15 protein-coding genes are annotated in these 14,370 nt (G+C 41.6%); 4 read left to right on the top strand and 11 right to left on the bottom strand.

What is annotated here, in order from left to right; genetic code table 11:
- Positions 1–422 precede the first annotated feature (422 nt).
- The 5 genes from HMPREF8578_RS08220 to HMPREF8578_RS08200 form a co-directional block, all read right to left on the bottom strand.
- Positions 423–1,502: a carbamoyl phosphate synthase small subunit gene (locus HMPREF8578_RS08220; RefSeq protein WP_000166847.1), complete on the bottom strand. Its 1,080-nt coding sequence runs from the start codon at positions 1,500–1,502 to the stop codon at positions 423–425.
- Between the two features lie 49 nt (positions 1,503–1,551).
- Positions 1,552–2,475 (bottom strand): aspartate carbamoyltransferase catalytic subunit, encoded by a 924-nt coding sequence (locus HMPREF8578_RS08215; protein WP_001293854.1) that lies wholly within the window; start codon positions 2,473–2,475, stop codon positions 1,552–1,554.
- Positions 2,476–2,493: 18 nt separating this feature from the next.
- Complete coding sequence (gene pyrR, locus HMPREF8578_RS08210) at positions 2,494–3,015, bottom strand: bifunctional pyr operon transcriptional regulator/uracil phosphoribosyltransferase PyrR (RefSeq protein ID WP_000850018.1); 522 nt, start codon at positions 3,013–3,015, stop codon at positions 2,494–2,496.
- 210 nt (positions 3,016–3,225) lie between these two features.
- On the bottom strand, positions 3,226–3,855 hold the full coding sequence (nth, locus tag HMPREF8578_RS08205) for an endonuclease III (RefSeq protein ID WP_000244435.1): 630 nt from the start codon (positions 3,853–3,855) through the stop codon (positions 3,226–3,228).
- A complete protein-coding gene (locus tag HMPREF8578_RS08200; RefSeq protein ID WP_000773207.1) occupies positions 3,856–4,398 on the bottom strand; it encodes a YceD family protein in 543 nt (180 codons plus the stop codon).
- Positions 4,399–4,566: 168 nt separating this feature from the next.
- Between HMPREF8578_RS08200 and HMPREF8578_RS08195 the strand changes: the two genes are divergently transcribed.
- On the top strand, positions 4,567–4,896 hold the full coding sequence (locus tag HMPREF8578_RS08195; protein ID WP_000389549.1) for a hypothetical protein: 330 nt from the start codon (positions 4,567–4,569) through the stop codon (positions 4,894–4,896).
- 332 nt (positions 4,897–5,228) lie between these two features.
- A complete protein-coding gene (locus tag HMPREF8578_RS08190; protein WP_025168833.1) occupies positions 5,229–6,788 on the top strand; it encodes an ATP-binding cassette domain-containing protein in 1,560 nt (519 codons plus the stop codon).
- A gap of 184 nt (positions 6,789–6,972) precedes the next feature.
- Here the strand turns inward: HMPREF8578_RS08190 and HMPREF8578_RS08185 are convergent, their stop codons facing one another.
- The 3 genes from HMPREF8578_RS08185 to HMPREF8578_RS08175 all read right to left on the bottom strand — a co-directional run bounded on the left by HMPREF8578_RS08185 (position 6,973) and on the right by HMPREF8578_RS08175 (position 9,142).
- On the bottom strand, positions 6,973–7,569 hold the full coding sequence (locus HMPREF8578_RS08185; RefSeq protein ID WP_000278246.1) for a CPBP family intramembrane glutamic endopeptidase: 597 nt from the start codon (positions 7,567–7,569) through the stop codon (positions 6,973–6,975).
- Positions 7,570–7,680: 111 nt separating this feature from the next.
- Positions 7,681–8,580, bottom strand: coding sequence for a zinc metalloprotease HtpX (gene htpX, locus HMPREF8578_RS08180; protein WP_000895752.1), 900 nt, complete (start codon positions 8,578–8,580; stop codon positions 7,681–7,683).
- A 1-nt stretch (position 8,581) separates the two neighbouring features.
- Entirely contained in the window at positions 8,582–9,142 is a 561-nt protein-coding gene (locus HMPREF8578_RS08175) for a LemA family protein (RefSeq protein WP_000219838.1), read from the bottom strand.
- A gap of 93 nt (positions 9,143–9,235) precedes the next feature.
- Here HMPREF8578_RS08175 and rsmG point away from each other — a divergent pair, with 93 nt between their 5' ends.
- On the top strand, positions 9,236–9,949 hold the full coding sequence (gene rsmG / locus HMPREF8578_RS08170) for a 16S rRNA (guanine(527)-N(7))-methyltransferase RsmG (protein WP_000801953.1): 714 nt from the start codon (positions 9,236–9,238) through the stop codon (positions 9,947–9,949).
- A gap of 419 nt (positions 9,950–10,368) precedes the next feature.
- Entirely contained in the window at positions 10,369–11,652 is a 1,284-nt protein-coding gene (locus tag HMPREF8578_RS08165) for a uracil-xanthine permease family protein (RefSeq protein WP_000808282.1), read from the top strand.
- Positions 11,653–11,696: 44 nt separating this feature from the next.
- Here the strand turns inward: HMPREF8578_RS08165 and HMPREF8578_RS08160 are convergent, their stop codons facing one another.
- Genes HMPREF8578_RS08160 through HMPREF8578_RS08150 form a run of 3 tightly spaced genes read right to left on the bottom strand, consistent with a single transcriptional unit; the run spans position 11,697 to position 14,268 of the window.
- A complete protein-coding gene (locus tag HMPREF8578_RS08160) occupies positions 11,697–12,602 on the bottom strand; it encodes a DMT family transporter (protein ID WP_000048005.1) in 906 nt (301 codons plus the stop codon).
- 8 nt (positions 12,603–12,610) lie between these two features.
- Positions 12,611–13,546 (bottom strand): serine hydrolase domain-containing protein, encoded by a 936-nt coding sequence (locus tag HMPREF8578_RS08155; protein WP_000764153.1) that lies wholly within the window; start codon positions 13,544–13,546, stop codon positions 12,611–12,613.
- Entirely contained in the window at positions 13,543–14,268 is a 726-nt protein-coding gene (locus HMPREF8578_RS08150) for a CppA N-terminal domain-containing protein (protein ID WP_001102083.1), read from the bottom strand. The genes HMPREF8578_RS08155 and HMPREF8578_RS08150 overlap by 4 nt, the downstream gene beginning before the upstream one ends.
- Between the last annotated feature and the right edge of the window lie 102 nt (positions 14,269–14,370).

The following is a 14,370-nucleotide window of genomic DNA, read 5'->3' as shown; positions in this document are numbered from 1 at the left end:
GGCAAAGCTAAAATAGGAGTTATGACGAAGAACTATCAGTTCTAGGAATAACTATCTTTTTAGCACCGTCCGTAGCCCGTATTCAGTTCAGCAAATACGGACCACCCTTCTCCTTTCTATTCGTCGCCTCACAGAGCGACATTAAATAAATTCTCCGACGATTTTTTAGAGAAACGATATTTTTCGATAAAAAATCTAGTGCAGGGAGTTTTTAGTTCGCCTGATAGCGACTAAAAGAAACGACCTGCCTTTCTATTCGTCGCCTCACAGAGCGACATTAAATAAGATACAAAGGACGAATAGAAAGCAATTGAATTTTAGAAAACCAAGGAAGAATTGACAATCCAAGTTGGTTTCTCTAAATTCCGAGCTTTCCGTCCGTGTTCAGTTACATAAATTCTCCAACGAGCTTTTACTCGTTTTTAGTTTGCTTGTTTAAAAGCTTCCATCATCTCGATAAATTCATCAAATAGGTAGCTTGCGTCGTGTGGACCAGGAGCTGCGTCTGGGTGGAATTGTACAGAAAAACCTGGTTGATATCTGTGACGTACACCTTCAACTGACTTGTCATTGATTTCTTCGTGGGTAATGATCAAATGCTCTGGCAAGTCCTCACGGCTGACTGCATAACCATGGTTTTGGCTGGTAAAGTCTACACGTCCTGTTGCAATCTCACGTACCGCGTGGTTAAATCCACGGTGACCAAACTTCATCTTGTAGGTCTTAGCCCCGTTTGCCATAGCAAAGAGTTGGTGTCCCATACAAATTCCGAAAATTGGAATTTTTCCTTGCACACCACGAATCATGTCCAGTGCTTCTGGAACGTCTTCTGGGTTACCTGGACCATTTGACAACATAACTCCATCAGGATTTAGGTGAAGAATTTCTTCTGCCGTTGTTGAATACGGAACAACCGTCACGTTACAATTACGCTTAGAAAGTTCACGTAGAATTGAGTGCTTGAGACCAAAGTCTACTAAGACCACACTCAAACCAACTCCAGGAGCCGGATAGGAAGTTTTAGTAGAAACCTGCTTGATATTGTCTGTCGGCAAGACTGTTGCTTGGAGCTGGTCCGTCACATGGTCCATACTGTCCCCAACATGAGTCAAAGTTGCACGCATGGTACCATGCTTACGGATAATCTTGGTAAGTGCACGCGTATCAATCCCTGAAATACCCGGAATTTTCTTAGCTTTCAAGAATTCGTCCAAGGTCATTTGGTTGCGCCAGTTGCTAGCTCGACGCGCCTCTTCGAAAACGACAACTCCCTTACAAGTTGGAATAATGGATTCGTAATCATCACGGTTAATTCCATAATTTCCCACCAAAGGATAGGTAAAGGTCAAGATTTGTCCATTATAAGACTGGTCTGTAATGGATTCTTGGTAGCCGGTCATCCCTGTATTAAAGACGATTTCGCCTGTTACATCAATATCTGCTCCGAAGGCCTTGCCTTCAAAAACTGTACCATCTTCTAATACTAGAAGTCTTTTTGTCATATTTTCACCTCTCGTGGACGCTCACTGGCGTCTTTTAACGTCTTGTGTTTTAGTTGGCGTTTCTACTCGCCAATACGGATTCTAAGATTGCCATTCGAACAAAGACACCATTGGTCATTTGTTGGACAATGCGTGATTTTGGCGCTTCAACCAAGTGGTCAGCAATTTCCACATCTCGATTCACTGGAGCAGGATGCATAATGATTGCTGTTTCTTTTAAGCGATTATAGCGTTCTTGGTTCAAGCCGTGTTGAGCATGGTAGTCTTCTTTTGAAAAAACAGCTCCACTTTCATGGCGTTCATGTTGAACTCGGAGTAACATCAAAACATCCACCTGATCAACAATCTCATCAATAGTTACAAACTGTCCATAGTCCGCAAACTCTTGACTTCTCCATTCCTCAGGTCCTGCAAAGAACAGTTCAGCTCCCAAGCGTTTCAAAATCTGCATATTGGATTTGGCAACACGTGAGTGGTCCAAGTCGCCTGCAATAGCGACCTTGAGCCCCTCAAAGTGCCCAAATTCCTCATAAATGGTCATCAAATCAAGCAAGCTCTGACTAGGATGTTGTCCCGAACCATCTCCACCATTGATGATGGAAGTCGTAATTGATGGACTCGCAATCAACTCTCTGTAATAGTCGACCTCTGGGTGGCGAATCACACAGACATCCACTCCTAAAGCAGATAGGGTCAAGATGGTATCATACAGTGTCTCACCCTTATTGACCGAACTAGTCTTCACATCAAAGTCTAGTCGCTCCAATCCTAGTTTAATCTCTGCCACTTCAAAGGACTTATGTGTCCGTGTAGAATCTTCAAAGAAGAGATTCGATACGATAGGTTTGTTCTCGTAGGGAAGTTGGGCTCCATTTTTAAACTCGATTCCTCGTTTGATCAATTTCATCACTTGATCAACTGTAAGGTCTTCCATGGAAACCACATGGTTCAATGCTTGTTGATTTTCTGACATGGCTACTCCTTCAGCTTTCTAAGCTTCTTCAGTAATCAGAACTCTGTCTTGGCCATCAAGTTCTGTCATCTCTACGATGATTTCTTCAGAACGACTGGTTGGGATATTTTTCCCAACGTAATCTGGACGGATAGGCAATTCTCTATGTCCACGGTCAACTAGCACCGCAAGACTCACGCGCGCAGGACGACCATGGCCAACAATATTATCAATAGCAGCACGGATGGTACGGCCTGTATAGAGTACATCATCCACCAAGATAACTTCACGGTCAGTCACATCAACAGAAATCAAAGAAGTATCTTCTCCGCTTTTAACATCATCACGGAAAGGTTTGGTGTCCAATTCCACAACAGGAACAGTGATGTTTTCCAACTGCTCCAAGCGTTCTTTGATACGATGAGCGATGAAAACACCACGCGTTTTTATCCCAGCTAAGATAATTTTATTCAAATCTTTATTGCGCTCAATAATCTCATAAGTAATTCGCGTAATCGCTCGTTTGACAGTCAATTCGTCTACAACTTCTTTTGTCTTCATGACAAACCTCCAAAAAGAAAAGTCTCCTTCTACAAGGAGACTTGAAATGTATAGCCAAGCGAGCCCTACTATAAACAGTATAGACTTCACCCTTCTACTTTATCGCGCTCCTTGCCTGCCTCACGGGACAGGTTTAAAGGACTATTTAGTTATCATTTACTATAGCACAAAGCACCCTTAAAATCAAGCAAAAACTTTTTCAGAATCCCCTTAAACATTACTAAAATCATATAATTGGGGATAGTGGTCACATTCTGGATTTTTGGGATGGCAGATAGCTCGTCCAAAGTAAATCATGGCCTGGTGGGCTGCTAACCACTCTTCTGGTGGCAAGACATCCATAACACGTTTTTCTACTTCAAGTGGCGTAGCTGATTTTTTAACGATATCGTGATGCTTACAGATACGCTCCACATGAGTGTCCACTGCAAAAGCAGGAATTCCAAACCCCACACTCAATACTACATTTGCTGTTTTACGACCAACACCAGCTAAACTTTCTAATTCCTCTCGAGTCTGAGGCACTTGACCATCAAAATCGTCTAGTAACTGTTGGGCACATTTTTTAAGGAATTTAGCCTTATTTCGATACAGTCCCAGGCGAGAAATGTGTGAAGCAATTTCACTCTCTGTCGCTACAGACATGGCTTGTGGCGTTGGAAAAGCAGCAAAGAGACCTGGCGTCGCCTTATTTACCGCTGCATCTGTGGTCTGAGCTGACAACATCACCGCAACCAGTAGTTCAAAATGATTGGTAAAATCAAGACTAGGCTTAGCATCTGGAAAGAGGGCAATTATTTCCTCAATGACATGACGGGCACGTTTCTTGGATAAAACCATCTACTCGTCTCCATCAAACAGTCCTTGCAAGCCAGCAAATGGACTGTTTTCTTCTTTCTTGACTGCTTGTTGGGCTTGATATTCGTCTTCAGTCATGATTTGCCAGTCATTTCCTGATACAAAACCTTGGCCCGCCTCTTCTTCTGCCGTCAAGACTTTGATAGGGATATTGAGTAAGATATTATCTGCTACGCTCTCAGCAAGGTCAATTTCCCCATTTTCGATAGGCAAGACCAAATCATCAGCTAGAACTTCCTGGTCTAGTTGGTTGGTCGCTCCTTCCATGAAAACTTCTGTGACTGGATAAGATTCAGCCAACTCAACTGGCTCCATACTGCGGCTGGAAGCAAGGACAATGGTATATGACAACTGATAGTCTAAGAAATACAGACGGTCTTCGTACTGCACCTTCCCCACTGCAAGGATATCTTTGACATCTAAAATCTCTTGGCTTCGTTTACGCAAGTCTGCTGCCAGGTCTAAAGCTTGTTTAAAATGCAGGCCTTCAGGTTGTTTACGAATTTCTTGAATATTTAACTTCATATTTCCTCCATAAAGATGTACTCACTTGATTATACCATGAAAAGGCTATAAGTCAGCCTTCCAAACTTTGATATTAAAATCTCATTTTTTAACATATTTACTATGACAAACTTTCCTATTAGTGCTATACTATAGGCAAGAATACATCAGAGCAAGGAGGATGCCCATATGGAAGACAAAGCACTCATCACTGAAGCTTACCAACTCCTATCCGAGTTAAATAAAAGCTACCAAAGCTGCAAACAAGGTACAGCCGATGATTTCCGTCTACAAGAACTGCTGAACACCACTCTTAAGGAACTAAAAAAAGCAGAAAAACTGGACAACAGTATCTTAATCGACCTTGAGAAATTTTACCAACGTACCAGTCTGCTGATTGGACTGGGTAGCCTAAAACTGAATGATCAAGCTCGTACTGCTTGGCGCAACTATGACAAGTTCCACTACGAACATGTCAAACACGTGCTAACTCTCTATGGACCTGTTTTTGGATTTTAGAGCTTGAAATTACTTGTTTTCTATTGACAAAATTTCCTGAAAGGTATAGGATAGAGGTACTAATACTCGGAGGTAAGGGAGACATGAACAACTAAGTCTATCAAATAAAGAATCTTTATTTAGTAGATCTTGTTTTTGTCTCTTTTTGTGTGCTCTTTTTATACTAGATTTTCTAGTATCTTGCCCTCATTGAAAATCAAAAAACTAGAAAGCTATGCTCCTCTTGGGTTGGGTTAGGCAGCTTCAAGCTAGTTTGACAAGCTTTTCAACGAGGATAATAGAGTTTTGGACAGTGACTTTAGGCTCTACTAGATAAAGTAGAGCTTTTTGTTATGCACTATCGACATTCTAGAAAGGGCAACAATATGATAAAAATCAATCATCTAACTATCACGCAAAACAAAGATCTACGAGATCTTGTATCTGACCTAACCATGACTATCCAAGACGGAGAAAAGGTTGCTATTATTGGTGAAGAAGGAAATGGTAAATCGACTTTACTACGAGCTTTAATGGGGGAAGCATTATCTGATTTTACTATCAAGGGCGACATCCAGTCTGACCTTCAATCACTGGCATGCATTCCTCAAAAAATCCCTGAAATCCTGAAAAATAGGACTCTACATGACTACTTCTTTTTAGATTCTGCTGATTTAGACTACAGTATTCTTTATCGTTTGGCGGAGGAATTGCACTTTGATAGCGACCGTTTTGCTAGCGACCAAGAAATTGGCAGTCTATCAGGGGGCGAAGCTTTGAAAATTCAGCTCATCCACGAGTTAGCAAAACCTTTTGAGATTCTATTTTTAGATGAACCTTCAAATGACCTAGACCTTGAGACGGTTGATTGGCTAAAAGGTCAGATTCGAAAGATTAGGCAAACTGTTATTTTCATTTCCCATGATGAAGACTTTCTTTCTCAAACGGCTGATACTATCGTCCACTTGCGACTGGTCAAGCATCGGAAAGAAGCAGAAACACTAATCGAAAATTTAGACTATGATCGCTATAGTGAGCAGAGAAAGGCTAGTTTTGCAAGACAAAGTCAGCAAGCTGCTAACGACCAGAGAGCCTATGACAAAACCATGGAAAAACATCGCCGCGTCAAGCAAAATGTAGAAACTGCACTTCGAGCTACCAAAGACAGTACTGCCGGTCGCCTATTGGCTAAAAAGATGAAAACTGTTCTCTCTCAAGAAAAACGCTTTGAAAAGGAAGCTCAGTCCATGACCCAAATGCCACTTGAAGAGGAACAAATCCAACTCTTCTTTTCAGACATCCAGCCATTAGCGGCTTCTAAAGTCTTAGTCCAACTGGAAAAAGAAAATTTGTCTATTGGCGAGCGTATTTTAGCTCAGGAGTTACGACTAACGGTCCGTGGCCAAGATAAAATCGGTATCATCGGGCCAAATGGTGTTGGGAAATCAACTCTGTTAGCCAAGTTGCAGCAACTACTTAGCGCCAAAAGAGAAATTTCGCTTGGTTTTATGCCACAAGATTACCATAAAAAACTGCAATTAGATCTATCTCCAGTAGCCTATCTCAGCCAAACTGGACAAAAAGAGGAACTACAGAAAATCCAATCTCACCTAGCCAGTCTCAATTTCAACTATCCAGAGATGCACCATCAAATCCGCTCCCTATCTGGCGGGCAACAAGGTAAACTCCTACTTTTAGATTTAGTGTTGCGCAAACCGAACTTTCTTCTTCTGGATGAGCCCACACGAAACTTTTCTCCCACCTCTCAACCCGAAATCAGAAAACTATTTGCCTCATATCCAGGCGGTCTAATCACTGTTTCGCATGACAGACGCTTCTTAAAAGAGGTCTGTACGAGTATCTATCGTTTAACAGAAAATGGTTTGGAAGTCGTCGATTTACAAGATTTATAAATGTTGAACATAGCAAAAATCCAGAGAGATTTCTCTGGATTTTTTACATACGTCATTCTTGGGAACATTGATATAAAGATCGATGCTGGCATCGTCCTTCTGATAGATTATGCTCTGACTTTTGTTTCAATTGTATAAGCTAGAAATCATTTTTTTTTACAGCTCAAAGCATTCTAATATGACATTATCTCATATACAAAAAGCAAAATGCAACCAGATTATTGAGGACATGCAAAAGAATGGAATTCCATAGGTTGTCAGAAGTCTTATACCTTACCCCAAATGCAAATCCCATACCTAAATAGTTGATAAAGCTAGGAATAGTATAGGGACCATGCAGATAAGCAAAAAGAAGCGACGTGGCAAACAAGCCAAAATATGTATTCTTAAATACTATCCCCTGTAACATACCTCGCATAAAGATTTCTTCCGTGACAGGTGCCAAAACACAGAGATCCACAAAAAGTACAGACCATGAAAGTGATAAACTTTGCACAGTTTGAGTTGTGTCTGATTGGGTAGGGCCTAAAAAATTGACCAAAATATAAAAGAGGAAAAGCAAGGCGTATGAAAGAAAACATTTAAGAATATCTTTTAGGTAGATTTTCCGAATGTGAAACAAGTCATACTTTTTTCCTACATATAAAAATATTTCAAGTTCAACAAGCGTAAAAAGGATGGATAGCGGTAATGAATTTATTCGCATGATTTTCTCTGCTATACTCAAATGAATTGGCATAAAAATCAAAATCAAGAAAAACGTCATCCAGCGCTTATACATCATTCACCTCAATTATATTGAATTACATATATTATACTATTTTTTGGTGAGATAACAAGTTAAAAGCGAAACACTAAAAGCAAAAATCCAGAGAGATTTCTCTGGATTTTCTTACATCTGTTTCAAGCGTTCGATTCGTTCTGAGATAGGTGGGTGGGTATAAAAGAGTTTTTGAAGTCCCCCACCTTTCTTGGGATCATTGATATAAAGAGCGCTGCTGGCATCGTCAACATGGTGATGCATCGGCTCGCTATCCTCCAACTTACGCAAGGCATTGATCATCCCTTGAGGATTACGAGTCAGCTCCACACTGGATGCATCCGCTAGAAATTCCCTCTGACGGGAAATGGCAAGTTGCACCAAGGTTGCTGCGAGAGGTGCTAGAACAATGGCTAAGAGAGAGATAACAAGCATGATAATCTCCAAACCATTTCCATCGCGATCATTATCACTCCGTCTGCGATCAGCGCCTCCCCACCACATCATCCGTCCTGCCATACTAGACAGAAGGGTAATGGCACTTGCAAGGGCAACAGCAATGGTCGAAATGCGGATATCGTAGTTTCGGATATGACTGACTTCATGCCCCATAACAGCTTCTAGCTCCTCACGATTCATGATAGCCAGAAGACCCGAAGTGGCTGCGACAGCTGCATTCTGAGGATTCGAACCTGTCGCAAAGGCATTTAAAGAAGAATCCTCAATGATGAAAACACGCGGCATGGGAATCTGAGCGACCATAGCCATATCTTCTACTACATGGTAGAGGTCTGGAGCTGTTTGCTCATCAACCTCACGCGCCCCATTCATAGACATGACAATCTCTGTCGATTGAAAGATCATGGTCAGAGCGTAGATAAGACCAATAATCAAGGCAATAATCATGCCACCAAGACCTGAGCGCATAAAGAGATAGCCAACCGCATAACCAACCAAGGCCAAGAGTAGGAAGAAAACCAACAACAAAATCCAAGTTTTTCGTTTATTGCTCGCAATTTGATCAAACAACATCTTAGTCACCTAAACCGCTAAAGTCAACTTTAGGAACTGCCTTTTCCTCTTCAGGTGTTTGAAGGAAGTCTGCAGCTTTAAAGCCAAATAGTCCCGCGATGATGTTGCTTGGGAAACTTTCAAGTTTTACATTGTAGTTGCTGACAACACTGTTGTAGAGTTGGCGTGAGTAAGAAATTTTATTTTCTGTATTGGTCAACTCTTCTTGCAATTTGATAAAGTTAGCACTAGCTTTCAAGTCTGGGTAATTCTCTGCTACTGCAAAGATACCAGAAATCTGGCGGGTAAGGGCATCACTGGCCTTCATAGCTTCAGCTGGTGAAGTTGCTGCGGCTACTTGTCTACGAAGTTCTGTCACTTTTTCCAAGGTAGAACCTTCATACTTCGCATAGCCTTTGACTGTTTCAATCAAGTTTGGGAGGAGATCATTACGACGCTTCAACTGAACATCGATCTGGCTCCAAGCCTCCTTGGTCTGCATACGATTTTTAACCAAACCGTTATAGCTAACAATCACAAAAATAACAATCAGAGCCAAAACTCCAAGAATAATCCAAGTCATAATCTTATTCCTTTCTGCTTTTAGATTACTACCAGTATATCAAAATTTTAACGAATATGGTAAAATAAGATGATACTAGAGAAGGAAACTACTATGAAACCAGAAACATTTTACAGCCTACTAGCTGAGCAAAATCTTCCACTTTCGGACCAGCAAAAGAACCAATTTGAACGGTATTTTGAACTCTTGGTCGAGTGGAATGAAAAGATTAACCTGACCGCCATTACAGATAAAGAGGAAGTTTATCTCAAACATTTTTATGATTCGATTGCACCTATTCTGCAAGGCTTGATTTCAAATGAAACTATCAAACTTCTTGATATCGGAGCGGGGGCAGGATTTCCTAGTCTACCCATGAAAATCCTCTATCCTCAGTTAGATGTGACCATCATTGATTCGCTCAATAAGCGCATCAACTTCCTTCAGCTTTTGGCTCAGGAGTTGGATTTGGATGGTGTTCACTTTTACCATGGACGGGCAGAAGACTTTGCCCAAGATAAGAACTTCCGTGCCCAGTTTGATGTGGTGACGGCTCGTGCGGTTGCCCGTATGCAGGTTTTGTCTGAGCTAACCATTCCCTATCTTAAAGTCGGCGGAAAACTATTGGCACTCAAGGCCAGCAATGCTCCTGAGGAATTGCTAGAAGCCAAGAATGCCCTCAACCTCCTCTTTAGCAAGGTAGAGGACAACCTCAGCTATGCCCTGCCAAATGGAGATCCGCGCTACATCACTGTGGTCGAAAAGAAAAAAGAAACCCCAAATAAATATCCACGTAAGGCTGGCATGCCCAACAAACGCCCACTTTAAACAATGGTGCCCCCTTGTTTAAAATTCAGAAAACCATTTACAAAATCAACTTCGCTCTCACATTTCTAGGATCGGGAAAAATTCGTTTACAAAACGGACCTCGCTCTCGCATTTCCGGGCTCGGGAAAAAATGATTTACAAAATCAAACCTCGCTCTCGCATTTCTAGGCTCGGGAAAAATTCGTTTACAAAACGGACCTCGCTCTCGCATTTCTAGGCTCGGGAAAAAATGATTTACAAAATCATTTTTTTCTGCTATACTATCACAAGCAAAGGTTTTTAATGTCATCCTGTGAGGTGACGAAGGCGCAGATTTATATAAATTTTTAAAAGATAGCTATTTTTTAAAAAGTCTTACTCTGAGGGCCTATTGCTGCAAAATAATGGGCTCTTTTTTGGTGCCCAAAAGTGAGGTTTTTATGAAACAGGAATCAACTGTTGACTTATTACTAGACGTTGATCAACGTCCTTCTGCTGGTAAAGGTATTCTTCTAAGCTTCCAGCACGTATTTGCCATGTTTGGCGCAACCATTCTCGTTCCCTTAATTCTGGGAATGCCCGTATCGGTTGCTCTCTTTGCATCTGGTATTGGAACACTTATCTACATGATTTCTACTGGCTTTAAGGTTCCAGTTTACCTAGGTTCTTCATTCGCCTTTATCACGGCTATGTCTTTAGCCATGAAAGAAATGGGGGGCGATGTTTCTGCCGCTCAAACTGGAGTTATCTTGACTGGTTTGGTCTATGTCCTTGTAGCAGCAAGTGTTCGTTTTGCAGGTACGAAATGGATTGATAAACTCTTGCCCCCAATCATTATCGGACCTATGATTATCGTTATCGGTCTTGGTCTTGCTGGTTCTGCTGTAACGAATGCTGGACTTGTAGCAGACGGAAACTGGAAAAACGCCCTTGTAGCCGTTGTTACGTTCTTGATTGCGGCCTTTATCAATACAAAAGGAAAAGGTTTCCTTCGTATCATTCCTTTCCTCTTTGCCATCATCGGTGGGTATATCTTCGCTATGATGCTTGGTTTGGTTGACTTTACCCCAGTCCTTCAAGCCAACTGGTTTGAAATTCCTGGTTTCTACTTGCCATTTAGCACGGGTGGTGCCTTTAAAGAGTACAACTTGTACTTCGGTCCTGAAACAATCGCTATCTTGCCGATCGCTATTGTAACAATTTCAGAACACATCGGAGACCACACAGTTTTGAGCCAAATCTGTGGCCGTCAATTCCTAAAAGAACCAGGACTTCACCGTACGCTTCTTGGTGACGGTATCGCGACATCTGTATCAGCCTTCCTAGGTGGACCAGCTAATACGACTTACGGAGAAAATACAGGAGTTATCGGGATGACTCGTATCGCTTCTGTCTCAGTTATCCGTAACGCGGCCTTCATCGCCATTGCTCTTAGCTTCCTAGGTAAATTCACTGCCTTGATTTCAACCATTCCAAATGCTGTGCTTGGTGGCATGTCCATCCTTCTCTACGGAGTTATCGCCAGCAATGGTTTGAAAGTTTTGATTAAAGAACGCGTTGACTTCAGTCAAATGCGTAACCTCATCATTGCTAGTGCCATGTTGGTACTTGGACTTGGGGGAGCCATCCTTAAACTCGGTCCAGTTACACTTTCAGGTACTGCTTTATCAGCCATGACAGGAATCATCTTAAACTTGATTTTGCCACACGAAAATAAAGACTAATCATCTATACACACAAAATCCACTCGATTGAGTGGATTTTTTAATTACTTACTCTTTATTTCCAACAGTAAATCTTTCAATGAAATAATGATCACGGCTAGTAAAATCATGGCCATACCGACAAAATCAATCGCATAAAACTGTTCCTTCATAATCAGAAAGGCAAAGAAAACGGCAGAAATTGGCTCTATGGAAGCCAATAAACTGGACTTAACTGGTCCTATTAGACTGGCTCCTTTTAGGAAAGCTGTATAGGCAAAAACCGTTCCGATGATGATAATCCCAGCAAATGCAAAGAGAAAATCTAAGCTAGTCGGTATGCTGGCCTGTAAGACTCCTGTGAAAGGAATAGCCACTACACCAGAAATAACCATCCCAACACCAATCACCAAAATACTGCCCCACTTCTTAATCAAAGCTATGGGAAGAATAATATAGAGGGCATAGGTCAAGGCTGAAAAGAGGCCCCAGAACAGACCTAAGGGTGTGACAGATAACTGGTCAACTTTCCCGTGCGTCGCAATCAGAAAAGTTCCTCCTATAGCCAATCCAATCGAAATAATCTCAGCTAGAGTCGGAGCTACCTTGTCCTTGATACAAGTATAAATCAAGATCCCAACGGGGCATACATACTGGAGAACTGTCGCCGTTCCAGCATTGGTTTCCTGAATGGCAGAAAGATAGGCAAACTGGTTTAAGAAAAGTCCAAACAGGGCAAATAGCAACAGAGATAGTAGACTTTTTCTGTCTTTTAAAAAAGATAGGAGTTTACCCTGTGAAGTCGCATAGGATAAGATTACTAGTGCCAAGCCTGCAATGATAAGTCGCAAATTGGTCAAGACTAGAGCAGAAATCCCGTGTGCCATTAGGTATTGGCCACTGGTTCCAGACAAGCCCCAAGCAATCCCTGCCACTACTGTATACAGAGTTCCTTTTACGGTTTTTGACATGCTTCTTCCTACTCCCCTTGACGAATCATTTCCATGACTTGGTTTCGATCGACTATCCACTGGGCACGCTCATCCTTCTCATACGTTCGATTGGATAAAAAGATAGCCGCCTCCTGCTTCTCCCGATTCCACATGATGAAGGTACCTGTATAACCCGTATGGTCGAGCCAAGCCCCTTCCAGATTCCAGGCTAGAGACCGCTCCTTATCATCTAAGGGAGAAAAATTTCGGCTCAATTCTGCAGCAAAATCATCTTTCAAGTAATGTTCCAGAAAGATCTGCAAATCCTTAACAGTCGAAAACAAACCAGCACTTCCTGCGTGTTTCCCTAATAGACGGGCTTTGGGATCGTGAATGTTTCCAGCCTCCACTCCTCTCACTGTTGGGACAGCTTGCTCAACAGGACCAAACATCGTTTCCTTCATCCCCCATGGTCCCAAAACTTGTTCTTCTATAATCTGATCCAAGTCTTGGTCAAAGATTTTTTCCAAAAGAAAGCCCAAGAGTAAAAAGTGAACGTCAGAGTATAGGAAGGCTGACTGATCTCGTCTGTTGAGGTGAAACATGGCTTCTCTCAATTCCTCTGCACTTAACTTGTCTCGGTTGGGAATAAAGGGATCTAAGTCTGTGGCATGGGTCAGAAGTTGCCGTATAGTGATATCAGGATAATCACACTCCGGTAAAAAATCCATCACCGGTCGATCAATATCTAATTTGCCCTGCTGCCACAAGAAGATAAGAACCGTCCCCACTCCAACGACCTTACTCACACTAGCCAGATCATAAACCAAATCGCTCTCCGTCTTTAAGCCCAGTTCTGGATCACTCAATCCCAGATAAGACTCTTTCCATTCACCATCCTTATAATACGCAAAAGAGGCCCCGGGATAAATCCCTGCCTCGATTTGATTTTCTATTTTTCTTAGAATTTTTTCCAACTTCATGCTTCTTCAAACCACAATTCAATGTTATTGGTATCTTTACCAAGGAAGAATTTTTCAGACTTAGGGACAAAGTAGCCTGTCTTTTCAAATTTCTGACGAAGACTGGTTAGATCAAAATTCTTGACTAAAAATTTTAACATCGTCAGGTCCCAAGTGACATTGTTTTCAACAGCCAAATCTTGTCCTTGCCCTTTAGTAAAGATGATTGCTTGCGCTACTCCTTCAGAATCAAGTAAACTCTCTGTCCCTTCAGGCAAACGCAACTCCATAGAAACCTCAAATTGGCTCAAGTATTTTATACTTGTATTTGAATAAAATTCAGGAACAGTTTCCAGTAGAACCAGATCTCTTACATCATTTTCCGCATGAACAAGGATCACATCCTCTTCAGGTGAAACAATCTCAAAAGCATACCCTCGGTTTCCTTTAAATAGGCGAGGAAGAGACTTCATCTGAGAAAGAAGAGCTTCAATTTCAGAAGGATTCTCAACCTTTATCAAGAGTCTAGCTAGCTTCTTAAGCCCTTCAACTCTGCGTGTTCGCATGCTTGGAGCCTCTTCTAAAATCAATCTCTCCGTAGCTGTCTGGTCGCCTAAGGAAAGAAAGGCAGACTCTTCCAGCAAAGGTTTCATCCCCAGGGTTTCAATGTAAAAACTTTCATTTAATTTTCGATTATTAACTTTCAAAGTCGGAACGATCCGAACAATCTCATTCACATTCATATATTCCTCCAACTCTTTTATTTTAAAGGATTTTCGAATATTTTACAAGCCATATCTATTTTATTTAGAAATTTTACAAGAAAAAAACTGGGATACCCCAGT

Source organism: Streptococcus oralis ATCC 49296, from assembly GCF_000185265.1.
GTDB classification, from domain to species: domain Bacteria; phylum Bacillota; class Bacilli; order Lactobacillales; family Streptococcaceae; genus Streptococcus; species Streptococcus oralis_BC.
This window is presented reverse-complemented; position numbering and strand designations above follow the sequence as displayed.

What these genes read in the sequence shown, in the direction of transcription:
- HMPREF8578_RS08220 (WP_000166847.1), bottom strand. Translation starts at nt 1,502, where the DNA reads ATGACAAAAAGACTTCTAGTATTAGAAGATGGTACAGTTTTTGAAGGC.
- HMPREF8578_RS08215 (WP_001293854.1), bottom strand. Translation starts at nt 2,475, where the DNA reads ATGTCAGAAAATCAACAAGCATTGAACCATGTGGTTTCCATGGAAGAC.
- pyrR (WP_000850018.1), bottom strand. Translation starts at nt 3,015, where the DNA reads ATGAAGACAAAAGAAGTTGTAGACGAATTGACTGTCAAACGAGCGATT.
- nth (WP_000244435.1), bottom strand. Translation starts at nt 3,855, where the DNA reads ATGGTTTTATCCAAGAAACGTGCCCGTCATGTCATTGAGGAAATAATT.
- HMPREF8578_RS08200 (WP_000773207.1), bottom strand. Translation starts at nt 4,398, where the DNA reads ATGAAGTTAAATATTCAAGAAATTCGTAAACAACCTGAAGGCCTGCAT.
- HMPREF8578_RS08195 (WP_000389549.1), top strand. Translation starts at nt 4,567, where the DNA reads ATGGAAGACAAAGCACTCATCACTGAAGCTTACCAACTCCTATCCGAG.
- HMPREF8578_RS08190 (WP_025168833.1), top strand. Translation starts at nt 5,229, where the DNA reads ATGCACTATCGACATTCTAGAAAGGGCAACAATATGATAAAAATCAAT.
- HMPREF8578_RS08185 (WP_000278246.1), bottom strand. Translation starts at nt 7,569, where the DNA reads ATGTATAAGCGCTGGATGACGTTTTTCTTGATTTTGATTTTTATGCCA.
- htpX (WP_000895752.1), bottom strand. Translation starts at nt 8,580, where the DNA reads ATGTTGTTTGATCAAATTGCGAGCAATAAACGAAAAACTTGGATTTTG.
- HMPREF8578_RS08175 (WP_000219838.1), bottom strand. Translation starts at nt 9,142, where the DNA reads ATGACTTGGATTATTCTTGGAGTTTTGGCTCTGATTGTTATTTTTGTG.
- rsmG (WP_000801953.1), top strand. Translation starts at nt 9,236, where the DNA reads ATGAAACCAGAAACATTTTACAGCCTACTAGCTGAGCAAAATCTTCCA.
- HMPREF8578_RS08165 (WP_000808282.1), top strand. Translation starts at nt 10,369, where the DNA reads ATGAAACAGGAATCAACTGTTGACTTATTACTAGACGTTGATCAACGT.
- HMPREF8578_RS08160 (WP_000048005.1), bottom strand. Translation starts at nt 12,602, where the DNA reads ATGTCAAAAACCGTAAAAGGAACTCTGTATACAGTAGTGGCAGGGATT.
- HMPREF8578_RS08155 (WP_000764153.1), bottom strand. Translation starts at nt 13,546, where the DNA reads ATGAAGTTGGAAAAAATTCTAAGAAAAATAGAAAATCAAATCGAGGCA.
- HMPREF8578_RS08150 (WP_001102083.1), bottom strand. Translation starts at nt 14,268, where the DNA reads ATGAATGTGAATGAGATTGTTCGGATCGTTCCGACTTTGAAAGTTAAT.